The following is a 26,364-nucleotide window of genomic DNA, read 5'->3' as shown; positions in this document are numbered from 1 at the left end:
GAATCAATTACATAACCTCCGTTTCTTCTTCCCTAAATTGCTATTTAAGAAAAAAACAAATCAAAAAGAAAAAGCGCTCTCTTCTCCAATATACATTCCTTTAAAATGCTTGTTGCATCATTTAACCTCACTTACAAAACAATCACACACTCATTAAGCATAATCAAAGAACAAACGCATATTTAAAAACTATAGCGGATACCTAAAACACCCTGAAGCGACTGCTTAACCTTGCGCCCCTTAAGATAGTGACCTTCCGCATAAAGCTTTAATCTATCACTCACAGAGCCACTCAAACCAATTCCCAATTTACCAAAATTTCCAGATAAATCCGTGATAAATTTATGGTGTTTATTAATCGTCGTGTGATTGTTATTGATATTCTCACGCAACCAAGCTGCTGTAATGTAAGCCATCGATGACGTACCTGTGCCAGATCCAAATTCATACCCTAAAGATAATCCAACCTCACTTCGTAAGGAAACTGACCGACTTATATCTCCTTTCATTCCATGAGAAAGCTTGATTTCTTTACCTTCAACCTGCAACCATGTTAAATGAGCATAAGGCTGCATCCAACTGTTTTGTGTCGTCTTAAAGCGATAACCTGCTTCAAATGATGTGCCTACTGCCCACTGGGTATAATCCCCTTGAACAGATAAACCATTCGTCGAAATAGCCTTCAGATTATTTTTATAATGATTATATTTCAAAACACCATCTAGATACCATCCACTGTGATCAAAATAAGTCACATAAGTTCCGATACTATAACTGTTTATACCACTTGTACCACCTCGTGCATGCGCAACACGTGCTTGGTCATAACCACCAAAACCACCAATATAAAACTCTCCATTGGTCAATTCGCTTAGACCATTCACACCTAACACTATACCCGTCTGCTCAAGATTAAAATCTGTATGACCTGTAGCAACGTGCTCTTTGCTCTTAATGGCATAAGTCCACAAAGAAGCATTTTTCTTACTTCTGTCTAAAATTCCTCTTCCAGAACGTACAGTTTGCACCTCATTGTTAAAAATAAGTGCAGGAGCAACTGCCATAGACAAAACTGCATCAGTAGAAGGCGTAGTTAAAAAATCAGAAACCTTTATCTCTTCATCCTGCTTTACTTGCAAAAGAAGAGAATCTTGGACACTTGGTCGCGTAATCATTTCATCTGCTAAAGATCGAGAAGCAAGAGAAGTAACAGGCTGTAATTTTTGACTTGGTGACTGAGATCGATTACCCAAACGTGATGATCCAACAGCTTGATTTTCTGAGGAAGAAATAGAAACTTGTTGATTTCCTCTCAAATGCCGTGGAGTCCGCAGCCTAGGCACTTTATCGCGCTCTCTTACATTACCATTCCCCGCAGCGAATCCTCGCCTTCGAGAACGAGAAGAGCTTTGATGCGGTAACTGACTTACGTTAACAGCCGTAGACTCCTCCTTTGATTGCTCACTTATATAGGAAAGCTGATAACTTGAAAGACTGAATGCATCATTCTTTGTACCCAAATACCAAACTGTAATATTATCTCCCGTCCCTATGACCATATTTCCTTTATGCAAGCCATACATAAAGGTTCCACCATCAACACCTTTAATTTCTTTGCCAGAATAATCTGCCAAAGTAAAACTAGCTCCTCCATTTTCGGTTCTATCAGCAACCAAAACGATATGAGAAGAACTCATATCATTTTTTGAAAAAAAATCTGTAATTTCAGTGCCAGAATCTGCAACACTTATTTTATGACTTCCCTCTCCCTTATTAATCAATAAATAATTGCTATATTCATTTGTACCATTGTACTTGCTATATCCATTTCCAGTAGCATTGATATTAAAATAAAAATTTAAACTACCTGAAAGATCCTCAACACGAAGTGACAAGTGGCGTTTATCATATAGGATAGAGATAAAACGAACATTTCCTCCGTCACCACTTAATTTTTCAAATAAGAACCAAGACCTCTTCCCACTATCACGCTTCCCAACATGAAAAATTGTTTCGGAACTTCGGTCTTCCACTAAGAGTTGTTCTCCTGTAACAAAATTTGTACTATCGCCAGCATACAAATAGAGATCCCCTCCCTTATTGACCTTTATCTCTTTAGTTAATATTCTCGCACCAGCGTGTAACCATGAGCTAGCACCGCCATCAATTGTTAAACCATTGATCTTTCCATCAGGATATACTATCTGAACAGCTTGATCCCTCAATGTTGTATTCGTAGCCGTTCCTCCTGCTAAAACATGCTGCCTACCAGTACCAGAAACAATAGTATTTGATGCACTACCACCAATATTGCTGTTTCCTGTATAAAGATTTTGTTCTCCCCCACTGAGAACTACTGTATGCCAAGCTTCCCCCCCATCATACACATTTTGTTGACCAATAGTTCCATTCACACCCGAAATTTCAGTCTCATAAGCGCTGCTATGTTTTGCTATCTCCTTAAGATGCCGAAAACTTTCTTCCTCGAAAACCAACTGCGTACCTCCGTGAATCTTAGTATTTATTGCAGTTCCTTTACGTGTAACTATCTGCATTCCACCTCTTTCAACAGTAGATTTCATTGAACTCATCCCATTTTCAACAATCTCTACACCACCATTTTTAACTATAACATCAGTATTCACACGAGTACTAATCAGCGCTGAACCCTTTAGCACTTCTTTCCCACGGCTTATCACCGTTAGCACTCCATTTTCATTTCCATCTGCATCCACAATAGAATCAACAGGTTGTTCTTCTGAAAGGGAAGAAATTGGATGAAAAAGAGCAGGCAAATTCTCTTTTAAATGCCGAGGAGGACGTTCTTTGGGTTTTAACGTCTCCGTATTACGCATAAAGGCAGTCCACGAGGGAAAATTAGAAGCGAAATTACTATGAGATTGTGGTTTATTTGCACTCGCATCAGGAGTGGAAGTTTTTGGTTTGGTTTTTGATCTACTTTTCGTACGTAGAGAACTAACATCTGAAGAATGAGAGTCAGCCTTCGTACCTAAATACCACATCGTAGGACTACCGATCGAACTTCCTGTTGTTTTATACAAACCATACATATAGGTTCCGCCATCAATCGCTGAAGTTTTTTCTCCAGAATCCCTCACCAAAGTAAAATTAACATCCTTGCTTCCGCTTCTGTCAGTAACCAAATAAACCCGAACTGCACCATTTTTTTGTGAAAGAGAATCCGTAAATTCAGAACCAGAATCTGTAACACTTACCGTATGTTCACCCGCACCCTCACCGTTAATCACCAAGTAGTCACCACGATTATTTTTAATATCGATATTAAAATTAAAATGTAGTTCGCCTGAAAGCTGCCCAACATGAAGCGACAAACGTCGTGGATCATACGGAACAGAAGAAAAATCAACAGTTCCTCCCTCACCACCTAGCTTCTCAAGATAAATACTAGATCCATTCTGCATCCCAACAAAAAATAAATCCTCGTCACTTCGGCCTACGACAGAAAGTCTTTTTTTTGTAATATGATTTTTTTTATCGCCAGCATACAAATAGAGATGTCCATGATCACTGACTTCTATTGCTCCACGTGATACTGCACCAACGTGTAACCATGAACTAGCATAATCATTAATTGTTAAACCATTTATTTGCCCACCAGGATATACTATCTGAACAGCTTTATCCACTAAGGTAATGTTTTCAGCCATTCCTCCTGCTAAAATATGCTGCCTACCAGTACCAGAAACCTTAGTATTTGATGCAAAACCACCAATATTGCCGTTTCCTGTATAAAGATTTTGTTCTCCTTTACTCTCAACTTTCGTACCCCAAGCTATTCCGCCATCATACAAATTTTGTTGCCCAATTGATCCATCCATACCAGAAACTATAGTATAATAAGCGCTGCTATGTTTATGCACATTCTTAAGCTTAAAAAAGCTTCCTTCTTCAAAAACAAGCTGCTGACCACCGCGGACTACAGCATTTATTGCAGTTCCTCCGCGCGTAACTGTTTGCATCCCGCCTTTTTCAATAATAGCTTCCATTGCATTCCCCCCATTCTCAACAATCTCTACGCCTCCATCCAAAACCATAGTGCGATTGCTGAACAAAAAAGTACTTAGTGTTGAGCCTTTTGGCACCTTCTGTCCAACTGTCATTCTTCCCTTTGAAATATTTTTTAGCTCCCCATTCTCTTTTTCACCCGCATTCGCAATTTGTACAAAACAACTACTAATCATCAATACTGAAAAACTTAATTTGCATTTAAACCGCATAATCCACACTCCATCATCAAATAAAGACATACACCCCAACACTACATATGTAGTTTATTTTAGATTGTATCATAATGTGTTTTATTTATGTTGTAATGTATTTGTATGACGGTATCATAATCTTAATAATTTGATATAAATTCATGAATTAAAACATTATTTTCTATTTTTATTTAAAATAACGCAGCTAAATAAAAAAATTCAAATTGTGTTTTAAAATTCAAAACACAATTTGTAATACTTACAATAATGGATGAAAAAATTACATCGCCTATAAAAATCGTAGAATTATCTTCGATATCTATGCATTCCCAAGGAATATTATCCAACCATTGAATATTTAGCGCGTAAAAAATAATGGCATGTTTGAGATTAACCAGAGAATAAACACATATTTAGAAACTATAACGTATACCTAAAATACCCTGAAATAATTGCTTAATTTTGCGCCCTTTTGAATAATAAGCTTCTGTATAGAGCTTTAACTTATCACTGACAAAACTGTTCAAGCCAATTCCCAATCTCCCCACATTTCCAGATAAGTCCGTGATAAATTTATGTTGTTCATTAATCGTCGTGTAATTATCATTTATATTTTCGCGCAACCAAGCTGCTGTGATATAAGTTGTTAATGGAGTGCCTTCACCAACAATAAATTCATGCCCAGCAAATAATCCAATTTCACTACGAAGTGAAGTTAATGTACTTATATCAGCTGTCATTCCATTGGAAAGCTTGATTTTCTTATCTTCAATTTGCACTCCAGTTACTTTGATATAAGGCTGCATCCAACTATTTTGCGCTGTTTCAAAATAGCATCCCATTTCAAATGCCCCACCTATTGCCCACTGATTATAATCACCCTGGACGACTAGACCGTTTGTTGAAAAAGCTCTCAAATTATCCTGATAATAATTATATTTTAAAATAGCGTCTAAATACCATCCGTGCGTATCCAAATAAGTTGCGGAAGCTCCAATACTATAAGTATCTACATTGCTAGCACCACCTCGTGCATGAATAACACGCGCTTGATCATAACTGCCGAAACCACCAATATACAGCTCTCCATGCGTTAATTCGTTTAACTGATCAGCACCAAATATTATACCTGTCTGTTCAAGCTTAAAATTTGTATGATCTGTAGCAACACGCTCTCGACTCTCAATCACATATGTCCATATAGCCGTATTTTTTTTGTTTTTGTCTAGAATTCCTCTACCCATACGAATAGTTTGCAGCTCATTGTTAAAAATAAGATCAGGCGCCACTACTGTATCCAGTACCGCATCTGTTGAAGGAGTCGTTACAAGCCCACCCGGAGCAAATGGATTTTCCACATCAGGTATAACAAATTCTGGTGCACCAACGCGATTCGCGGATAAAAACCAAATTTTTTCATTTTCATCCGTTCTCTGTTTCAAACTATACATATAGGCTCCACCATCAATAGCATCAATTTTTTTGCCAGATAGGTCTTTCAAAGTGAAATGAGCCCCACCACTGTAATCAGTAATTAAATCACGATTTTTTAAATTAGAATCCGTAATCTCAACTCCAGAATCAGCAACACTCACTGTGTGACTACCCTCACCATTCTCAATGAAAAGATAATCACCCCGACCATGTGCAAGATCGGTATTAAACTCAAAATGTAAACTTCCTGAAAGATTGTTAACATGAAGCTGAGAGTAATACGGGTCAGATCCAGTAAATGAAAAAACAACACTACCCTCACCACTTAATTTCTGAATAAAAGAACTTTTTCCGTCAGACTTAGCAGTGATAGAGTACAATTTTGTATCTTTTCCATTTAAAATAATCTCTTCTACTGTAGTACGATGCTGATCATTTCCAGCATAAAGATGAATCTGTCCAAAATTATTCACCAGCGCCGCACCTTCTAATGTTGCACCAGCATACACCACTGATGTTGCATTATCATGAATCGTCAAGTTTTTTACATATCCACCAGCATATACTTCTTGGATAGAAGTATCATTTAAAGTAACCCCTACAGCCTTCCCTCCCGCCCAAACATGCTGTTCACCATTGTCGAATATTTCTGTATTAAACGCAGAGCCACCACTTTTTGCACTTTGCTCTTCTTTGGTAATATCTTGTACGCCTCCTCGCATAACTTTCGTATTCCAAACTATCCCTCCATCATACACTTTTTGCTTCCCCAGAGATTCACCTTGACCATAAATTATAGTATTAGAAACAGTACTATCTTTCACCAGTCCTTCAGCATCAACGCCCCCGAAGACAAACTGCTCACCACCATAAATTTCAGCCCCTTCTGCTTTTCCTCCATTACTAACAATTTGCTTTCCTCCATACTTAATTACAGCATTTTGCGAAAAGCCTTGTTGCCCCTTCGAAGCTCGAACAATTTCAGCTCCACCATTTTCAATTTTACTATTCTCACTAAGACCGCCCGCATCAACATAAATTACTGCACCATTCATAATTATATTGTTGATGGATCTTCCTGGATCATCTATTGCACCATCATTAGAAACATAAGCTTGTGCATTATTATCGAGTACAAAATTTTTTAAAATCGCCCCATCCTTAACAAAAATAAGTTCAGGGTCTTTAAACATTGCAATATTTCTTCCTTGCACACTACGTTTAACATTGCTGTCATCGATTTTTTGTTCTGTGTTGGGAGATATTATAGGGCTTTCGCTCGTAGCAAGATTAGCCAATTTTTGTAAATGTAGTTTACTGTGTGTCTCTATGAGAGAATGTGCCAATGTTTTAGCACTTATGCACTTTTCTACCTTCAAGCTCTCTTTATCATAGAGTATTTTATTGTTGATATTATATTTCACAGATGAGCAAGAAAATTGCGTCTTACCTTTGTCTGCAATTGCGGTTTGCACAAAACAGCTGCTGAGCATAAGCACCCAGCAATTTAATTTCCATTTATACTGCATAGCTATACCCTTCCCCTTTATATCTAGCAAATATAAAATGTAATTAGTTCTGCAAAATTTATTTTCAATCTAAAGCATTAGAAATTATCTTTAATCCCTGATTAACCTTGTAAAAACAATCACACACTCATTAAGCATAATCAAAGAACAAACGCATATTTAAAAACTATAGCGGATACCTAAAACACCCTGAAGCGACTGCTTAACCTTGCGCCCCTTAAGATAGTGACCTTCCGCATAAAGCTTTAATCTATCACTCACAGAGCCACTCAAACCAATTCCCAATTTACCAAAATTTCCAGATAAATCCGTGATAAATTTATGGTGTTTATTAATCGTCGTGTGATTGTTATTGATATTCTCACGCAACCAAGCTGCTGTAATGTAAGCCATCGATGACGTACCTGTGCCAGATCCAAATTCATACCCTAAAGATAATCCAACCTCACTTCGTAAGGAAACTGACCGACTTATATCTCCTTTCATTCCATGAGAAAGCTTGATTTCTTTACCTTCAACCTGCAACCATGTTAAATGAGCATAAGGCTGCATCCAACTGTTTTGTGTCGTCTTAAAGCGATAACCTGCTTCAAATGATGTGCCTACTGCCCACTGGGTATAATCCCCTTGAACAGATAAACCATTCGTCGAAATAGCCTTCAGATTATTTTTATAATGATTATATTTCAAAACACCATCTAGATACCATCCACTGTGATCAAAATAAGTCACATAAGTTCCGATACTATAACTGTTTATACCACTTGTACCACCTCGTGCATGCGCAACACGTGCTTGGTCATAACCACCAAAACCACCAATATAAAACTCTCCATTGGTCAATTCGCTTAGACCATTCACACCTAACACTATACCCGTCTGCTCAAGATTAAAATCTGTATGACCTGTAGCAACGTGCTCTTTGCTCTTAATGGCATAAGTCCACAAAGAAGCATTTTTCTTACTTCTGTCTAAAATTCCTCTTCCAGAACGTACAGTTTGCACCTCATTGTTAAAAATAAGTGCAGGAGCAACTGCCATAGACAAAACTGCATCAGTAGAAGGCGTAGTTAAAAAATCAGAAACCTTTATCTCTTCATCCTGCTTTACTTGCAAAAGAAGAGAATTTTGGACACTTGGTCGCGTAATCATTTCATCTGCTAAAGATCGAGAAGCAGGAGAAGTAACAGGCTGTAATTTTTGACTTGGTGACTGAGATCGATTACCCAAACGTGATGATCCAACAGCTTGATTTTCTGGAGATATAACAGTTAAAGTAACAGAACGCTGCCGTCCCTGCCTCAAATGCCGATGGCTAGCACTCAGACGTGATAACTTATTGGTATTGACATGCCCCTCTGGAGATACAGAAGTTGAAAAAGTAGAAATTGGTTGATTTTTACTTAAATGTTGGAGAGATCTTCTCCTGCGTGACAAATTATTACTGACTTCCTTATCAAGAAATACCGCAGCTAAATACCAAATTGTTTCGTAGTAATTCTTTTTTCGCTTTAAACCATATTTATAAGTTCCACCATCAATATCATTGATTTTTTCACCAGAAAAATCTTGTAAAGTAAAATGAGCTTCTCCGCTTTGATCAACAATTAAATCAAGACTTGTTGAGGAGGGATTAGTGATTTCAATACCAGAATCTGTAACGCTTACTGCATGATAACCGCTACCATTCTTAATAAAAAGATAATCACCCTTTTCTTCTGCAAGACTAACATTAAAATAAAAATGAATATTACCCGAAAGATCATCCACAAAAAGGCGAGAATAGTATAAACTAGAATCATCAGAAGTAAAAATAACCTCACCTACACCACTTAAGTTTTTAATATGAGAATTTTTGTCATCAAAGTTACTAGAAACGGCGTATAATCGAGATTTATCTTCATTTAAATTGATGCTTTCTACTATAGCTTGATGATTGTCTTCTCCAGCATAAAGATAAAGATATCCAGAATCATGAACCGCTACTTCGCCTTCTAACATTGAACCCGCGAAAACCCACGAATTGGCTCCACTTTCAATCGTTAAGTTTTTCACATATCCACCAGCATGAACTTCTTGAACAGCACCAGCATGTAAAATAACATCCTCCGCTTTACCTCCTGCTAAAACACGCTGTCTACCACCAGCGAAAACTTCAGTCTTCATTGCCAGACCACCACTCTTTAGTGCAAAATCATCTTCGAAGAACCATTTAGCAAGATTTTGTACCCCTCCATCCATAACTTTTGTATTCCAAGCCACTCCGTCATCATACACATTCTGCTCTCCTAGTGTTTCATTTTGGCCATAAATTTGAGTCTCATAAGCACTGCTACCAACAATCACACCATTTACATAATCATCTCCAAAAACAGATTGATTACCACCATAAATTTGAACCCCCACCACTGTTCCTCCTCCTTCTACACTTTGTTTTCCACCCTCATAAATAATAGTATATTCTGAAGTTCCTTGTTCTCTCACAATCTCAGAACCACCTCTACCAATTGTAGCATTCTTACTGACACCCCCTGCCTCAACATAAATTATTCCAGCATTCTCAACAAAGTTATTAATGGATAATTGAGCAGCGCTTATCTCTCCATTATTGGATATATAAATTTCCTTATCATCACTAAGTGTAAAATTTTGCAAAGTGAACTTATCTTCACCCACACTAAAATCATCTGCGTAAAGACTAAAATTACTTTCATAAAAGTTGAATATAGGATCTTGCGAAGTAAGGATGTTTTTTTCTTGCCTAAGAGGTGCAATCACAGACAATTTTGTATCAGAAAAAACACTTAAAGAGTTATGATTTCTTTCTGCAACAGCCAAATACCAAATTTTTTCATCTTTATCGTTCCCCTTTTTATGTCGCAAATTATACAAATAAGCTCCACCATCAACAACATCAGCTTTTTTATCAAGATGGCTTTTTAAAGTAAAATGAGCTCCTCCGCTTGCATCAGTAACTAAATTAAGTGGAGATAAAAAAGAGTCTGTAATTTCATGACCATAATCCACAACATCTATTTTGTGACTTCCTGTACCATTTGCAATAAAGAGAGAATCACTACACTCATCCGAAAAATTAACATTGAAATAGAAATCCATATTCCCAGAAAGATCATCAATATAAAGCTTAGAATAATATGGGGCAGACTCTTTATAAACGAAAACAACACGACCATTTCCACTTAGTTTTTTAATAAGAAAAGAGGATTCATTAGATTCAGTGGCAAAGAACTGTAATAGAGAATTCTTTCCATTTAAAATAACATTTTCTACTGTAGTGCCCTGTTCATTACTTCCACCAGCGTAAAGATTAAGCATTCCAAAATCATTAACCGCTATTGCTCCTTTTAATATCGCACCAGCATATACCCGCGAACTAGCATTACTATTAATCGTTAAAGTCTCTACAGATCCACCAAAATAAACTTCTTGAAGAGCACCATCTTCCAAAACGGTATTATTCGCCACACCTTTCGCTAAAACGCGCTGTATACCACCTTTAAAAACCTTAGTGTCTACTGCCAATCCTCCTTCCTTACTCTCACCGCCAAGCTGTGTACCAAGATTTTGTATTCCTCCTTTCATCACATTTGTAAAGAAAGCTGCTCCCCCATTATACACATTCTGTTTCCCTAGCATTTCCTTTTTACCACGAACTTGGGTATTATGAGCATAACTACCACTTCCTAAAACAATTTGCTCACCATTACTATAAATTTTAACATCATATGTTTCCCCTCCTTCAACGCTTTGCAACCCATATTGGCGGATAAAAATACCTGTTGAAGTTTGTCCTTGTCCTACAACTTCAACTTTACCATTCTTAATTGTAGGATTTTTTCTTTTTTTTCTTAACTGCGCACTTGCTCCTACTGATGTTAATGGATCCCCTTTTATGGCAACTATTCTATCTGCATTTGCAGTCTTTATAAAAAAGCTCACGACCATTAATATCCAAAAGCTCAGCTTAAATTTGCATCGCATCATCTCCTCCATATTTCCAAATAAAAATAGCACGACCGCTTATTTTCACACTCTTCATGACAACGAACTGTTTTTCACAAAATATTAAGTGTACTGTGAGCTCTAATTGATCAAATATTACGTGTGTATTTTAAATTTATATACAATTAACAGTAGAAAATGGTTTTTATACAACTAAAGATTGTTTTAATTGCACTCATAAAAGCTTTTTAAAACATTTTTATGACACTAAACATTGGTTTATAAATTAAGATTAACCTCTAAACAGATAAAAACAGTGTCGTGTATTAAAGGAGAAAGTAATATTCAATGAAATGAATTTAACCGTTTATAAAAATATATTTCTATCTTCTATGGCGTTTTAAAAAGTGCTTTTATTGCATTTAGCTTAGATGTGTCCACAATAGAATCATCTACGCTTATCATGCCTTCATTAATTGCTTTAATGCGCTAGAATCATAACAATACTGACTCGACACTGATCCAAAATTTTTATAGTTATGAAACGTTAGTTTTAAATTTGATTTACTATACACTGAAAGGGACATTTATTCATGTCTACAAGCTCAGAGAAACAAGATATGAGCAAACAAAATTCTCACCGCCGAATTTTGTTTGCAAGCCTTATTGGTCCAATAATTGAATATTTCGATTTTTATGTTTTTGGAACTGCTGCAGCTCTTATATTTCCTTATTTATTTTTTCCAACTCAAGATGATACACTTACCATTTTGCAATCTTTCCTTATTTTCGGAGTAGCCTTTTTTTCACGCCCATTTGGGTCAGTTATTTTTGGACACTTTGGGGATAAAATTGGACGCAAAGCAACACTTATCGCCGCTCTTCTTACGATGGGAATATCAACAATTGTTATTGGTATTCTTCCTACTTATGAAACAGCTGGTTGGTGGGCGCCTTTCTTTTTAACAATATGCCGGATTGGTCAAGGAATGGGATTAGGAGGTGAATCAGGGGGAGCTGTTCTGCTTGCAACAGAAAGTGCTCCACCAGAAAAACGTAGCTGGTATGCAATGTTTCCTCAATTAGGCGTTTCCATTGGTTTACTCTTATCTATCATAGTTTACTTATGTCTATTTCATTTTCTTAACCATGATGAACTTTTAGCGTGGGGATGGCGTATTCCTTTTATTTTTTCAGTTGTTCTCATGATTGTGGGATTATGGGTTCGCCTTTCGATTAATGAAACTGTTGAATTTAAAAAAACTCTTGAACGTGAAGAGCGTGTCAGCTTACCTATAATGAATGTCTTTTTTAAATGTCCACGAATTTTATTTCTTGGTACATTTGCTGGTATGACAATATTTGTTTTATTTTATCTTATTACCGTATATGCGTTAAGTTATTCAGAAAAACATTTACAATTGTCATCTACTCAGACTCTCACAGTAGAAGGTATCGGAGCTGTTTTTTGCATATTTTTTACCATCATCACTGGAAAAATCGCTAATTATATTAAGCGCAGAACTTTAATAATTTGCGCTACAATTATTATTGGTATCTATTCTTTCGCAATTCCTTACTTCTTGAGCTCTGGAATTATAGGAATTTTTGCAATGTCTATCATTGGTCTGTCACTCATGGGAATAGTATATAGTCAGCTTGGTATTGTTTTGGCTTCACCATACCCAACCGCAGTTCGATATACAGGCTCTTGTGTCACCTTTAACTTATCTGGTATCGTAGGTGGAGCTCTTGCACCTTATATTGCAGAATATCTCGTGCAAAATTTTGATATTTCTTATATTGGTTATTATTTGCTTCTTTCTTCTTTTATTTCACTCGTTTGCTTCGTTGGATTTAGGGATGATGAAATATCTAACTAGGATATTATAAAGGAAAATAAAATAACTGCTGGCGGTAAAAATGCCGCCAGTTTCATTTTCAAAGACATTGGTTGAGGTACACTCAACCATAATATTCCAGCAAACAGTGCACTTAGAAAAAAAAATAAAATATCCGCAATATTGCCAATATAAGCAATAGAAAACATCTGTGAGAGGATATGCGTTGTACCTAACCACGAAACACAAAAAAAAGCTAACATCACAGCCCATATAACAAGTAAAACTCTATCAACAATCATCATCATTCCGTTTAAATATTTTAGTTAAAAACCACATCTTTATTGCTTCCATAAAAAAATTGTACTAGCAGACGTTACATATATTAAACTTGTTTTTTCCAACCGCGATCCTCTGTCTGTCGCCAATAAGTTAAAGTGTGATTTTCCATTTTATATTTTTTCCACTGCACACGAATGAGATTTAACTCCTCATTATTTCGTCCATCAAAGATCACTACAAGTCGTTGATAAGCATAGATATCTGAGCAAATTGCTCCTTCTGTAAGAAAGCGTATCTTTGAATCATTTGGATTTTCTTGTCCTGTGGTAAGAAATACAGGCTGAAAATTTGGATATTGGTCACATTCAGTTCCATGCCCAATGAATGCTTCATCAGCATAAACCCATAAGCGAGTGTCTATAGCATCACGTCGTTCTTTAGTCACACATTGTATTGTCACCTTACCAAAACGAGCCAATGCACGTTCCACAAGCGTTGGCAAAATATCTTCTAGCGTCGATTGCATCAAATGATAGAAAAGAATATCCATCTTCTTAGCCTTTATCATTCTTTATAAAAGCCAACACCTCTTTGGAGAAGCTTCTATCTCCCCAACACAAAAGAAAATGGTTAAGATATAATGATCCTCTTTTTCCCATGTGGGTATCATATTTTATTTCATGCACCCTAAAAGATAAATCATCATTTTAAAGTTAATAAAAGGGTCTATTTTAATTTACTTTTTAACTTTTTTATACACCACACTTGAAAATGCAATGCAATATATGGAAAAATAAGTTAAATTTGGTGGGTTATCTCCTATTTACTGCTTATCTGGCAATAATATGCGTATAATATAAGGCGATTTTTTAATTTTTGTTTTATTTCTAAACTCAAAACATTTAGAGTATCTGCTTTCTAGTTAAAAACTGAGGATATCACCCAGTCTATGCGTATTATTGAGTTATACATTCTAAAACGCGTTATTATTCTGTTTAGTGCTGTAATGATGATAGCCATCGGGATTAGTTGGACAGTGCAAATTCTTGCGCGAATCAATTTTCTCACAACAAGCAAACAAACATTTTTAACAGTCTTGCATTTTTCGTTCTCTTTGGTTCCTTCTGTTATTTTCCTTGTTATTCCATTTGCATTAGTGATTGCAATTACAACCACCCTTTCAACAATGAATCAGGACTCTGAACTCACTATCATTAGCGCTTCTGGTTTTCCTAAAAGTACTATTTGGAAGCCAATTTTTCTTCTCGCTGTTATTGCATCATGTGCATCCTTTTTTATAGCCAATTTTGTTGCTCCCCAAGCACGCCTGAATATGCGACAAATGTTAGCAAGCGCTCACTCTGATCTCATTAATCTTTTCATTCGTGAAGGTAGTTTCCAAAAATTAACAAATAACCTTTACATAGAAATTGGTGAGCGGAATCCAGATGGAATCCTTAAGCAGCTTTTTATTGCCGACCAGCGCGACCCTAAAACTGATCTTTTTTATTATGCAACCGACGCATCAGTTATTAGCAATACAAGTGGCAATTTTTTAGTTCTCAATAATGGTGAAATAGAAAGAATCAATCATCAAAATGACAGCGTTTCGATTATTCAATTCAGCTCGTACACCTTTAACCTAAGTGAATTCACTCCTAATGATAAAACTCCCACCATTTATCCCAAAGATAGACCTCTTTCTTATTTGCTCAATCCTGATCCGAAAGATCCCTACTATCAGTATAAACCAATCCAATATAGAGCTGAGTTTCACCGCAGACTTATAGAATGGCTCTATCCCTTTGTTTTTTCATTAATTGCAATAGCAGCAGCAGGAGATGTGCGCTCACACCGACAAGCACGGATATCAGCAAACTTCTCTGCGATTTCCCTGTCTTTGCTAGTTTATTGGGTAGGCTATTTTTTTGCCGAAAAAGCAAAAAGTGATCTCGCATACATTCCTTTGCTCTATATAACTCCAATAGGAATGATTATACTTATTTTTTTCATGCTCTTAACAAACCGTAAAATCGTCATCTTCGCGAAACTTAATGAGATTATTCAAATATTTTTTAAAAAAGTGATAGAAAAATTTGAACATCGTAAATCTCAATATCCCTCAGGTGATATATTATGATTGGATGGACACTTGGACGATATTTCTTTGTGCGTTATCTCAAAACGACCTTTTATTTTTTATTGAGTATTTTTGTTCTCGTTCTTTTAATTGACTTTACAGAAAACTCCAGTCGACTGGCGTACCTTCCCCACTATACAACAAAAAATGCGTTTCTCGTCTCACTTCTGCGTATCCCTTTTATCATGCAGCAAATCATCCCCTTTATTGCTCTATTTTCTGCAATGGCAATGCTGATATCGTTTAATAGAAAATCCGAACTTGTGGTTGCTCGTTCAAGCGGTGTTTCTGCATGGCAATTTCTCATGCCTGCTTGTTTTGGAGCTTTTCTTTTTGGATTATTTTCAATTCTTTTCATTAACCCACTTGCCGCATGGGGATCTTCTCAAGCAGAAAAAATGATGACTCAATGGCGTAGTAATAGTGTATTAACATCTCTTACTAACACGCGTGTCCCATGGTTCACACAACGCACAAATTCAGGCAGAACAACCATTGGTGCTCGATCTATCACAGATCAAGGACGCTCTCTTATAGATGCAACTTTTGTACAATACAACGACGATACTACAATCAAGAATTGGATTAACACCAAGAAAGCAATACTAATAAACGGCGCATGGCTATTAACCAATGGAACAATCTATAAAATAGGACACCCCCCTGAAAAATTTACTGAACTCAAGATAGCAACTAACATAAAGCCAGCATTCCTTACTGAACACTTAGCGGATCCTGCAACTATCCCATTTTATCAATTGCCAACAAAAATCATGATTGCACGTTCATTTGGCTATTCTGCCAATAACTTTGATATGTATTTACAATCGTTGATTGCATTACCAACACTGCTCGTGGCAATGACTCTCATTGCAGCGACTGTATCTTTAAGCTTTACGCGCTTTGGACAAACTGGAACATTAATTCTTAGCGGCATAATTGCTGGATTTACACTTTATGTCATTTCTGTACTTGTTCAAGCTTTTGGAAACGCTGGATACATTCCGCCAATCATCGCAGCTTGGACACCAGTTATGATTGCATTATTTTTGGGAATCTCCTTTTTACTTCATAAAGAGGATGGATAGGTGAAACTATTAATCAATGAAAAAATCATTTTAACAAAATTAAGCACCTTAGCTTTAAAGACTGTTATTGGCTTTATTTTAGGTGCGTTCTTATTCTATTATACATTTGTACAAAGTCTTACTACCCTTGCTCAAAATCGCATCCAAAATCCTATAAGCCCTCTCTTGTTATCCGCAAATGAGCTCATCTACAATCGCGATGCAAATACTGTTTCTGCACAAGGTAATGTTCAGATCGAATATGATGGCAATAAAGTTGTCGCCCAAAAAGTCACTTACAATCAAAAAACAGGACGCATTATAGCGCAAGGAAATGTTGAAATTATTCAAAAAAATGGTAATAAAATTTACTCAAATCAAATTGATATGACCAAAGATTTTGGCGAAGGGTTCGTAAACTCCTTACGCATCGACACAGCTCACAATATTCATTTTGCGGCTGAAAATGCTACACACAGTAGTAGCCAGATAACAGTCTTCGACAATGCTACTTATACAGCGTGTGAACCTTGTTCTTATAAATCAGACAAAGAAGTCCTGTGGAAAATTAAAGCAAGAAAAATCATATGGAATAGCACCACCAAAACAATTCGATTTGAAAAGAGCCGTTTTGAAGTTTTTGGATTACCGATTATACAACTTCCAACTTTTGAGATCTATGACCCAACTGTGAAGCGTGCTAGCGGTTTCCTTATGCCTCATTTTTTTTACAATAGTTACCTCGGCATGGGCATAAAAAATTCCTACTTCTGGAATCTCGCACCTTATTATGATTTTACACTTTCCACTACTGCCTATACCCAACAAGGGCTTTTAACCGAAAGTGAATGGCGTCAACGTTTAAAAACAGGAGATTACAATATTCGCTTCGCTTATATACACCAAATGAAACCTCACAACTTTGATAATGATATAATCGATGCACAACATACAAATCGTTATATGTTGGCAACAAAAGGGGATTTTCGGATTAATTCACGCTGGACTTACGGATGGAATATTCTCGCACAATCTGACCGAGATTTTAGCCGTACATATAAACTTGAAAATTACAGTAATCCTACACAACTTTCTCAAATTTATTTGAATGGTCTTGCAGGTAAAAACTACTTTGATATGCGTTTTTACCATTTCCAAATTCAAGATTTGATAGCAAACAGTACCCATCATGAGCGCCACTCTCGGCAAGCATGGATTCTTCCCCATATTAATTATTCTTTCACACCAAATGAATCAGTTTATACTGGATTACTTACCTTTCATAGCAATATGCAATCAATTTATCGTCGTCATGCTGACTTTAATTCTACTGATTGGAATAATCATCCGATTGAGGTTGCTCGGCTTTCTGGTATCGCTGGCAATATTTTTCGCTTAACAAATGAGCTCGAATGGAAAAAGCGCTTCAACACGCAGGGTGGATTAATATTAACCCCTATCCTTGCTTTACGTACTGATATCATTACAACAAATGCACACCAAAATCACGCTGCTCATATAATAAACGACTTCTCATCAGCTATCCGCAGCTCAGCCATTCGTGGCATGGCAACTGCAGGTTTGGAATTACGATATCCCTTTCTCATTACGTCTAACAGCTCTACACATATTATAGAACCAACAGCACAAATTTTTGTCCGCAATAATGAACAATATATTGGGCAAATCCCTAATGAAGATGCACAAAGTTTTGTATTTGATGCGACCACTCTATTCCAACGTGACAAATTCTCTGGATATGATCGCGTAGAAGGCGGAACAAGAGCCAATATAGGTTTGAGATATTCTGGAAATTTTAACAATGATTGGTCTTTTGACGCTCTTATTGGGCAATCTTTTCACCTTGCAGGCAAAAATTCTTTTACAGAAAAAGACTTTGTTAATGTAAGTGCTCATTCTGGCCTTGAAACAACACGCTCAGACTATGTTGCTATGTTTGGTGCACATCATAAAAGTGGCTTTTATTTAGAAACTCGTGGACGTTTTGATCAAAAAACAGGGAAAATCCGCCATAGTGAAATTGAAGCATCACAAAAATGGAAAAATTTTTGGGCAGCAGTGCAATATGCCCATATCTCAAGCCAACCCAATTATGAATATACGCAAGATCGCCAAGAAATTTCTTTTCAAGCTGCTATTAAATTGGCCAACTTTTGGTCTATTAACAGCAATGCTGGTTATGATTTAGCATCTGGTATATTCACAAAACGGGGCATCAGCTTGGATTATAAAGACGAATGCTTCAGACTAACATTTGGCTATCAGCAAGTAACTAACCCAGGTGAAAGAACACCTTTACAAAATTTTAATTTTTCCCTTTCACTCCGTACAATTTCAAATATCAGCAAACCAGATTTATAAAGAGAGATATATAGGGAGATTAAGTTATCATTGTTTTTACCAAAAAAAACGTATATTTTAATGAACTGATGAAATTGATAAACAATGCAAAGGGTTACTTACATGAACAAATTTAAAAATTGTGCTCTTGCCTTATTTTGTATTGCGACTTTAAGCGTAAGCAATTTAGTGGTAAGTGAATTTTTTGTTCCACGAGTTTTCGCCCAAACCGTAATTGTTACCATAGTTAATGGCTCTCCTATCACAAATTACGATATTCAAAGACGCATTGCTTTTCTCAAGTTGCAACAAAAAAAAGGAGACCTCTCTGCACAAGCTAAAAATGAACTTATAGATGAAGCTCTTAAAAAAATTGAAATAAGGCGTTATAATATTGAAGTGAGTGATAATGAAGTTGATAGCGCTTTTGAAAATTTTGCAACGCAAAATAATATGAGTATTGACCAACTTAACCAAATTTTGATCCAAACTGACATCACAATAGAACATTTTAAGAATTACATTCGTGGACAAATGGGATGGGGGCGTCTTGTTAGCGCGCGCTATCAAGCTGAAACTGGCGTACTTACTGAACAAGATGCTGTACGCAGAGTATTAAAAAATGGTGGTATAAAACCTTCAACCAATGAGTATACGCTCCAGCAAATTATTTTTGTCATTCCTGCACATCGTCGTTCAGAAATTTTCCAAAGGCGTCAAAGAGAAGCAATTAATTTCCGTGCACATTTTCAAGGATGCGCGAACACAAAAAAGCAAGCAAAAGGTATGTTAGATGTTACCATCCGAAATTTAGGAAAATTTTTGGATCCCCAACTTCCCGCAGAGTGGGAACAGGATATTCGTGCAACACCTGTTGGAAAAATGACCCAATTACGAGAGACATCATATGGCATTGAAGCCCGTGCTGTCTGTCAAATAAAAAGAGTTTCTAATGATTACGTTGCCCGACTCATATTTGCAATTCAAGATAATAAACAGATTAGCCCACAAAAGCTTGAAAGCCTAAGCGAAAAATATTTGAAAGAATTGCGACGAGATGCACATATTCAGAATTCATAATGGCTGTGCTTATTGTTAGTGGTGGTGATCCTGCTGGTATTGGCCCTGAAGTAGTTATAAAAGCGTGGAATTTGCGTACTACACGTCAAATTCCATCTTTTGCTCTCCTTGCTGATCCAAATGTTATTCGCTCACGTGCCCATTTTTTGCAAATCCCTATTGAAATAGAAACTGTCTTTACAGATGATTTTGTAAAAAATTTTCAAAATGCTCTTCCTATAATACCATTAAAAAATCAGCAAAGTGATCAAATTGGTTTATCTTCACCAAACAATGCTGCTGGAATAATTGAAGCGATCAAGCGTGGATTTCAGTTGATTCAAAATGGTAGAGCATGTTCTTTAGTTACTTGCCCTATCACAAAAAAAAGTCTCTATGATGCTGGATTTAAGTTTCCAGGACACACAGAATTTTTAGCTCATTTAGCTCATCAAGCTTCTCATAAATGCTATCACCCAGTTATGATGTTATCTGGACCGCAATTAAAAACAGTACCAGTTACTGTTCATATTCCATTCCATGAAGTTCCCTCACACCTTACTCGCCACTTAATTATTCAAACTGCGTTCATTATTGAAAATGATTTAAAAACGCGATTTAAAATAGTTTCACCCCGATTAGCTGTCGCGGGTCTTAATCCCCATGCTGGAGAAAATGGTGCAATGGGAAAAGAAGAGCTTGAAATTATCGCTCCCGCTATTGAGTATCTTAAAAATAAAGGGCTCAATATTGTAGGTCCGCTACCTTCCGATACAATGTTTCATGAACGTGCACGAAAAACATATGATGTTGCTCTTTGTATGTATCATGACCAAGCCCTTATTCCTGTTAAGACATTGGACTTTGATACTACTGTAAATGTTACTTTAGGATTACCTTTCATTCGAACTTCCCCAGATCACGGCACTGCTTTTGATATTGCAGATAAAGGAATAGCCTCTCCCGAAAGCTTTATTGCTGCTCTTAAACTTGCAAACCAACTTACAAAAAATAGTTTACTACCATGCCGATAGATAATTTACCTCCTTTGCGTGAAGTAATTAATACATATGGATTGCAAGCTCATAAATCTTTAGGGCAAAATTTCCTTTTTGATCTCAATTTAACATCCAAAATTGCTCATCAAGCAGGAAATATAGAAGGAAAACCTGTTATTGAAGTTGGTCCAGGACCTGGAGGTCTCACGCGTGCCTTGCTTGCAAAGGGTGCCATCGTAACAGCAGTAGAGCGTGATGAGCGATGTTTACCAGCTCTATTAGATATAGAAAAATACTATCCGCAAAAACTAAAGCTTATCTGTAATGATGCACTGAAACAAAATTTTTCAAAGATTTTTGAAATATCTCCAGAGAAACCACGTATCATTGCAAACCTTCCCTATAATATTGGAACACAGCTTTTATTAAATTGGCTTTTAGCTGAACCATGGCCTCCTTTTTATGAATCCATGACCTTGATGTTTCAACGTGAAGTTGCCAAACGTATCATTGCAAAACCTCAATCCCCTCATTATGGGCGTCTTGGTGTATTAACAAGTTGGCGTACCATTGCAAAAATTGCTTTTGATGTACCTCCTCAAGCCTTTATACCGTCACCTAAAGTAACTTCTTCCGTTGTCCATATTATTCCGCGCGCGCAACCTCTTGCCTGCTCTACACAAAAATTAAGCTTTGTAACAAAAGTCGCTTTCGGACAAAGACGAAAAATGCTTCGCCAAAATTTGAAAACTATCGGAGGTGAAGCACTTTTAGAAAAAGCTGGAATTGATGGAACACGTCGAGCTGAAACATTGTCAATCTCCGAGTTTGTGACTTTAGCAAATTTGATAGTTTAAAAAGCTTGCCTTTTTATTATGCTAGTTGCCAGTTTTTTAACAATACGGATTTAATCAATTTTTTCAGCAATAAGCTGATCAATAAAAGAATGAAGAAAGAAGCATCGCTCACGTTTCATTGTTTCTGCCAAATAAATCGATTTAATAAGTAACAAAGACTGGTTTAAATCTTCATTAATCACAACATAATCATAAGAACACCAATGCCGCATCTCCATTCGCGCATTCTTCAATCGCAGATCAATAATATCATGGCTATCTTCTGCTCGACGATATAAACGAGAAGTAAGCTCTTTCATTGATGGTGGAAGGATAAAAACAGAGACAGTATCCTCGGGCATTTTTTTTTGAAGCTGCTCAGTACCTTGATAATCAATATCAAATAACATATCTCGACCAGAACTTAACACGCTTTCAACATTTTCACGTAAAGTTCCATAATAATTTCCGTGAACTTCTGCCCATTCAATAAACTCGTCTCCATCACGCTTACGTTCAAACTCTTTCTTTGAAATAAAATGGTAATGAAGACCATCCACCTCACTAGGACGTCTTTGCCGTGTTGTCATACTTACAGAGAGTTCTAATTGTCCATCTTTGAGAAGTAATCGAGAAAGAGTTGATTTACCAGCTCCTGAAGGTGAAGAGAGAATAAATAAAAAACCACGACGTTGACCTATTTTTTTAGCATTAGCTTCACTCTCAAAGGATGTCATAATACCACTCTACTTTTTCTTGAATTTTGTATCAAAACTTTGGTAATAAATTTTTTTAATTCAGTGTGCCTGCTTTAATGCACGCCACTTACGAACATTTTTATTATGTTCTTCCAAAGTTTTGGAAAAAACATGCCTACCTGAGCCATCAGCTACAAAATAGAGTGCATCACTGCTCGGTAAATGTGCAACCGCTTTCAGAGAATCTCGACCTGGATTCGCAATCGCCGTTGGTGGTAAACCATTAATTTTATAAGTATTATATGGTGTTTCTTTCTCAAGATCTGAGCGATAAATTACACGACCTGATGGCTTCCCTTTCCCACCAAAAAGACCATAGATTACCGTTGGGTCAGATTGAAGACGCATATGTTTTGCAAGACGATTATAAAACACTGCAGCAACCTGCGGTCTTTCTTCTGCAATTCCCGTCTCTTTTTCAACAATCGATGCTAATATAATAAATTCTTCAATGGACTTGATTGGTAAATCAGGTGAGCGAGTCGCCCATATTGCATTAACTAATTTCGTTTGTCCTTCACGCAATCTCTTTATAATTTCTTTGCGCGTCGTACCCCGAATAAAATGAACAGTATCAGTCATCAAACTGCCTTCTGGAGGCAAAACTTCTGGAAGCTCTCCAATTAAAATGTCATTAGCAGCTAATCGATCAAAAACTTGTTGAACCGTCAAACCTTCAGGCACTGTAAATGTATATTCAATAGATTTGCCTTTTACAAGAATATCCATAATATCCCGCATCGAAGCATACGCTGGAATTAAATATTCGCCAGCTTTAAGAGATGCCGCTTTTTGATGATAACTCACTCCATAAGTAAAGATATCAGACGATCGAATAAGACCCTTTTTTTCAAGAAGCGACGCAATTTCACGAATTCCTGTTCCAGGATAAATAAGAACAACTTTTTCCTCTCCAGCTGTCCCCTTTCCTTCAAAGATACTCTTCCCAATATAAAGAGGAATAGCTGTGGCTAAAATGACAACCATAATCAGCATCAGAAAAAAATGACCAAGAATGACCAATGGACTACGTAAGATATACGACTTTTTTCGCTTTTTATGCACTGACATATCATCATTATCTACTAAATAATTCGAAGAAGAATCACCTACGTCCTTTAGTGGTCTCACATTTTTCACATCGGACATAACCATCAACCCCAACAACTTTTAGATATTTTTACTCAAATCCTATAATAAATCAGAAGCAGAAAATACAAACGGAAATGTTTTTTATTCTCCAAAACGTCGGAATACCAAAGATGCATTTGTCCCACCAAACCCAAAAGAATTGGAGAGAACCGTATTAATTTTTCGTTCACGCGGTTTATGTGGAACAAGATCAATTTTTGTTTCAATCGACGGATTATCAAGATTAAGTGTTGCTGGAGCTATATTATCCCGTATGGCTAAAACACAAAAAACAGCTTCAGCCGCACCAGCCGCACCAAGCAAATGTCCAATAGACGACTTCGTTGATGACATAGATATTTTCGGTGCGTAATGCCCAAAAACATGCTCAACAGCTTTCAGTTCTATGACATCTGCCATCGTTGATGTACCATGAGCATTAATATAATCAATATCGCTTATATTCACTTGTGCACGCTCAAGAGCAGCTATCATACTGCGCTTTGCACCTTCACCACTCTCTGAAGGAGCTGTAATATGATAAGCATCTCCAGATAAGCCATAACCAATAACCTCAGCATAAATATGAGCACCACGCCTTTTTGCATGTTCAAGCTCTTCTAAAACAACAATTGCAGCTCCCTCCCCCATAACAAATCCATCACGATCAGCATCATAAGGACGCGATGCCTGTTCAGGAGTATCATTACGATTAGTGGAAAGAGCACGACAAGCAGAAAAACCTGCTAAAGATATTCGATTTATCGGGGATTCAGTTCCTCCTGCAGTCATTACATCTGCATCACCCAATGCAATTAAACGCGCGGCATCACCAATTGCATGTGCACCCGTCGAACAAGCTGTTACAACAGAATGATTAGGGCCACGTAATCCATATTTAATAGATACATAGCCAGATGCAAGATTAATCAAACGTCCTGGAATAAAGAAAGGCGAAACACGTCGTGGACCTTTATCACGCAGTATATAACCAGCCTCAACAATACCTTCAATGCCACCAATACCTGAACCAATCAATACACCCGTACGAATCTGTTCTTCATCACTCTTGGGATACCATCCAGCATCTGCAAGCGCTTGATCAGCAGCTGCCATTGCATAAACAATAAATGAATCAACTTTACGCTGCTCTTTAGGTTCCATATGCAAATCAGCATTATATGTACCATTGGTTCCATCCCCCAAGGGAATACGCGCAGCAATTTGACAAGGCAAATCGGACACATCAAATTCAGTAATACGCCGAACCCCGCTTTTCCCTTCAAGAAGTCGTTTCCAACTATATTCGACATCACCAGCTAATGGAGACACCAATCCCAAACCAGTAATAACAACACGTCTCATATTTTTAACCTTGAACCGAGAAATTACCTCTTAAAGCCATATTTTTAATAGCCCTCAAAAATATAGGCAAAAGCATTTTACGCCTTTGCCTTTCAGTAATTATGCAGAAGCCTTATCAATGAACTTTACTGCATCATCAACTGTGAAAATTGTTTCAGCAGCCTCATCTGGGATTTCTACACCAAACTCTTCTTCAAACGCCATAACGAGCTCAACTGTATCAAGACTATCTGCTCCTAGATCATCAATAAAGCTTGCATTTTCCACTACCTTATCTGCATCAACTCCAAGATGCTCCACGATAATCTTCTTAACACGCTCTTTTGTATCACTCATGTTGAAATCCTCGAATTTGTATCATTTTTCTGTAACTGGTTAACTATATCGGGTCATCTAATCAAACAATAGATCCATTACTTTTAAAATTTTAGCAGAGATTCAAAACATCCTGTGGATATCCTTAAAAAAACAAATCAATTTGATATTCCGACATAAACATAAATTGGTCAACTACCATGTTAAACAAACAGGTACATGTTTCCTTTTCACTTGTTATTACTAAAATATTACAGCTTATAAATCAATGTGGAATAAAGCAAATTCTTAGATCATTGCCATACCACCATTGATATGTATTGTTTGACCCGTCACATATTCTGCTTCATCACTTGCTAAATAAACAGCTGCATAAGCTATTTCTTTCCCCATCCCCATACGCTTCATCGGGATTGCCGCCATAATAGTTTCTTTTTGCTTCTCATTGAGTTTATCAGTCATCGCAGACTTAATAAATCCTGGAGCAATACAATTAACAGTAATATTTCGTGATGCAATTTCTTGTGCCAGCGCTTTAGAAAAACCTATTAAACCCGCTTTCGCAGCACAATAATTCGTTTGTCCAGGATTTCCTACAACACCAACAATTGATGTTATATTAATAATCCGCCCGTAGCGACGTCGCATCATAGAGTGCGTCAATTCACGTGTTAAAGTAGAAGCAGCTGTCAAATTGATTGCTAATACATCATCCCAATCTTTATCCTGCATACGTACAAAAAGACCATCGCGTGTAATTCCAGCATTGTTAACAAGGATATCAACACCCCCCATGTCTCTTTCCGCAGCTTTAGCTAATTGCTTAATGGATTCAGGCTCAGAAAGATTCGCGGGGAAAACAATAACATCCTGCCCTAAATCTTCAGCCACTTCTTTAAGTTTGTCTTCACGCGTTCCATGGAGCCCAACAACCGCTCCTTGTGCGTGGAAGCAACGCGCAATTGCTTCACCAATGCCTCCCGATGCCCCCGTTATAAGAGCTTTACGACCTGTTAATTTAAACATTTTTTAGACTCCTTAAAG

The 26,364-nt window shown here is 36.9% G+C and carries 17 protein-coding genes; 7 read left to right on the top strand and 10 right to left on the bottom strand.

Annotated features, from left to right (window positions below; all coding sequences use genetic code 11):
• Positions 1-182: 182 nt before the first annotated feature.
• The 3 genes from bafA (V5N67_RS02790) to bafA (V5N67_RS02780) all read right to left on the bottom strand — a co-directional run bounded on the left by bafA (V5N67_RS02790) (position 183) and on the right by bafA (V5N67_RS02780) (position 11,170).
• Entirely contained in the window at positions 183-4,259 is a 4,077-nt protein-coding gene (gene bafA / locus V5N67_RS02790) for a BafA family autotransporter (RefSeq protein WP_332060386.1), read from the bottom strand.
• Positions 4,260-4,654: 395 nt separating this feature from the next.
• A complete protein-coding gene (gene bafA / locus V5N67_RS02785) occupies positions 4,655-7,168 on the bottom strand; it encodes a BafA family autotransporter (RefSeq protein ID WP_442879231.1) in 2,514 nt (837 codons plus the stop codon).
• 195 nt (positions 7,169-7,363) lie between these two features.
• Positions 7,364-11,170 (bottom strand): BafA family autotransporter, encoded by a 3,807-nt coding sequence (bafA, locus tag V5N67_RS02780; RefSeq protein WP_332060384.1) that lies wholly within the window; start codon positions 11,168-11,170, stop codon positions 7,364-7,366.
• A gap of 590 nt (positions 11,171-11,760) precedes the next feature.
• Between bafA (V5N67_RS02780) and V5N67_RS02775 the strand changes: the two genes are divergently transcribed.
• Entirely contained in the window at positions 11,761-13,050 is a 1,290-nt protein-coding gene (locus V5N67_RS02775) for an MFS transporter (protein ID WP_332060383.1), read from the top strand.
• Here the strand turns inward: V5N67_RS02775 and V5N67_RS02770 are convergent.
• Complete coding sequence (locus V5N67_RS02770) at positions 13,047-13,310, bottom strand: hypothetical protein (protein ID WP_332060382.1); 264 nt, start codon at positions 13,308-13,310, stop codon at positions 13,047-13,049. The two genes, V5N67_RS02775 and V5N67_RS02770, sit on opposite strands and share 4 nt — an antisense overlap.
• An 83-nt stretch (positions 13,311-13,393) precedes the next feature.
• Entirely contained in the window at positions 13,394-13,840 is a 447-nt protein-coding gene (locus tag V5N67_RS02765) for a DNA polymerase III subunit chi (protein WP_332060381.1), read from the bottom strand.
• Between the two features lie 399 nt (positions 13,841-14,239).
• Between V5N67_RS02765 and lptF the strand changes: the two genes are divergently transcribed.
• The 6 genes from lptF to rsmA all read left to right on the top strand — a co-directional run bounded on the left by lptF (position 14,240) and on the right by rsmA (position 21,772).
• On the top strand, positions 14,240-15,430 hold the full coding sequence (gene lptF, locus V5N67_RS02760; RefSeq protein ID WP_332060380.1) for an LPS export ABC transporter permease LptF: 1,191 nt from the start codon (positions 14,240-14,242) through the stop codon (positions 15,428-15,430).
• Entirely contained in the window at positions 15,427-16,518 is a 1,092-nt protein-coding gene (gene lptG, locus V5N67_RS02755) for an LPS export ABC transporter permease LptG (protein WP_332060379.1), read from the top strand. Before lptF ends, lptG begins: the two co-directional genes overlap by 4 nt.
• Positions 16,519-18,879: an LPS-assembly protein LptD gene (locus tag V5N67_RS02750; RefSeq protein ID WP_332060378.1), complete on the top strand. Its 2,361-nt coding sequence runs from the start codon at positions 16,519-16,521 to the stop codon at positions 18,877-18,879. It begins immediately after the preceding gene.
• A 102-nt stretch (positions 18,880-18,981) separates the two neighbouring features.
• Positions 18,982-19,938, top strand: coding sequence for a SurA N-terminal domain-containing protein (locus V5N67_RS02745; protein ID WP_442879230.1), 957 nt, complete (start codon positions 18,982-18,984; stop codon positions 19,936-19,938).
• Complete coding sequence (gene pdxA / locus V5N67_RS02740; RefSeq protein ID WP_332060376.1) at positions 19,938-20,951, top strand: 4-hydroxythreonine-4-phosphate dehydrogenase PdxA; 1,014 nt, start codon at positions 19,938-19,940, stop codon at positions 20,949-20,951. Before V5N67_RS02745 ends, pdxA begins: the two co-directional genes overlap by 1 nt.
• A complete protein-coding gene (rsmA, locus tag V5N67_RS02735) occupies positions 20,942-21,772 on the top strand; it encodes a 16S rRNA (adenine(1518)-N(6)/adenine(1519)-N(6))-dimethyltransferase RsmA (protein WP_332060375.1) in 831 nt (276 codons plus the stop codon). The genes pdxA and rsmA overlap by 10 nt, the downstream gene beginning before the upstream one ends.
• A gap of 50 nt (positions 21,773-21,822) precedes the next feature.
• On the opposite strand, the gene gmk is transcribed toward rsmA, so the two are convergent.
• The 5 genes from gmk to fabG form a co-directional block, all read right to left on the bottom strand.
• Entirely contained in the window at positions 21,823-22,488 is a 666-nt protein-coding gene (gmk, locus tag V5N67_RS02730; RefSeq protein ID WP_332060374.1) for a guanylate kinase, read from the bottom strand.
• Positions 22,489-22,548: 60 nt separating this feature from the next.
• Positions 22,549-23,658 carry an endolytic transglycosylase MltG gene (mltG, locus tag V5N67_RS02725; protein ID WP_332060373.1) on the bottom strand — a complete coding sequence of 370 codons (1,110 nt, stop codon included), beginning with the start codon at positions 23,656-23,658 and terminating at the stop codon, positions 22,549-22,551.
• An 84-nt stretch (positions 23,659-23,742) separates the two neighbouring features.
• A complete protein-coding gene (gene fabF / locus V5N67_RS02720) occupies positions 23,743-25,005 on the bottom strand; it encodes a beta-ketoacyl-ACP synthase II (protein WP_332060372.1) in 1,263 nt (420 codons plus the stop codon).
• A 99-nt stretch (positions 25,006-25,104) separates the two neighbouring features.
• A complete protein-coding gene (locus V5N67_RS02715; protein WP_332060371.1) occupies positions 25,105-25,341 on the bottom strand; it encodes an acyl carrier protein in 237 nt (78 codons plus the stop codon).
• Between the two features lie 267 nt (positions 25,342-25,608).
• On the bottom strand, positions 25,609-26,346 hold the full coding sequence (gene fabG / locus V5N67_RS02710; protein WP_332060370.1) for a 3-oxoacyl-[acyl-carrier-protein] reductase: 738 nt from the start codon (positions 26,344-26,346) through the stop codon (positions 25,609-25,611).
• Positions 26,347-26,364: the final 18 nt, after the last annotated feature.

Origin of the sequence: Bartonella rhinolophi (assembly GCF_036576165.1) — a bacterium.
GTDB lineage: Bacteria > Pseudomonadota > Alphaproteobacteria > Rhizobiales > Rhizobiaceae > Bartonella.
This window is presented reverse-complemented; position numbering and strand designations above follow the sequence as displayed.

Excerpts from the sequence above, each read along its gene's own strand:
- lptG (WP_332060379.1), top strand. The coding sequence starts at position 15,427 with ATGATTGGATGGACACTTGGACGATATTTCTTTGTGCGTTATCTCAAA.
- fabF (WP_332060372.1), bottom strand. The coding sequence starts at position 25,005 with ATGAGACGTGTTGTTATTACTGGTTTGGGATTGGTGTCTCCATTAGCT.
- pdxA (WP_332060376.1), top strand. The coding sequence starts at position 19,938 with ATGGCTGTGCTTATTGTTAGTGGTGGTGATCCTGCTGGTATTGGCCCT.
- mltG (WP_332060373.1), bottom strand. The coding sequence starts at position 23,658 with ATGTCCGATGTGAAAAATGTGAGACCACTAAAGGACGTAGGTGATTCT.
- rsmA (WP_332060375.1), top strand. The coding sequence starts at position 20,942 with ATGCCGATAGATAATTTACCTCCTTTGCGTGAAGTAATTAATACATAT.
- bafA (WP_332060386.1), bottom strand. The coding sequence starts at position 4,259 with ATGCGGTTTAAATGCAAATTAAGTTTTTCAGTATTGATGATTAGTAGT.
- V5N67_RS02770 (WP_332060382.1), bottom strand. The coding sequence starts at position 13,310 with ATGATTGTTGATAGAGTTTTACTTGTTATATGGGCTGTGATGTTAGCT.
- V5N67_RS02745 (WP_442879230.1), top strand. The coding sequence starts at position 18,982 with ATGAACAAATTTAAAAATTGTGCTCTTGCCTTATTTTGTATTGCGACT.
- gmk (WP_332060374.1), bottom strand. The coding sequence starts at position 22,488 with ATGACATCCTTTGAGAGTGAAGCTAATGCTAAAAAAATAGGTCAACGT.
- V5N67_RS02765 (WP_332060381.1), bottom strand. The coding sequence starts at position 13,840 with ATGGATATTCTTTTCTATCATTTGATGCAATCGACGCTAGAAGATATT.
- V5N67_RS02715 (WP_332060371.1), bottom strand. The coding sequence starts at position 25,341 with ATGAGTGATACAAAAGAGCGTGTTAAGAAGATTATCGTGGAGCATCTT.
- bafA (WP_442879231.1), bottom strand. The coding sequence starts at position 7,168 with ATGCTCAGCAGCTGTTTTGTGCAAACCGCAATTGCAGACAAAGGTAAG.
- V5N67_RS02775 (WP_332060383.1), top strand. The coding sequence starts at position 11,761 with ATGTCTACAAGCTCAGAGAAACAAGATATGAGCAAACAAAATTCTCAC.
- lptF (WP_332060380.1), top strand. The coding sequence starts at position 14,240 with ATGCGTATTATTGAGTTATACATTCTAAAACGCGTTATTATTCTGTTT.
- fabG (WP_332060370.1), bottom strand. The coding sequence starts at position 26,346 with ATGTTTAAATTAACAGGTCGTAAAGCTCTTATAACGGGGGCATCGGGA.
- bafA (WP_332060384.1), bottom strand. The coding sequence starts at position 11,170 with ATGGTCGTGAGCTTTTTTATAAAGACTGCAAATGCAGATAGAATAGTT.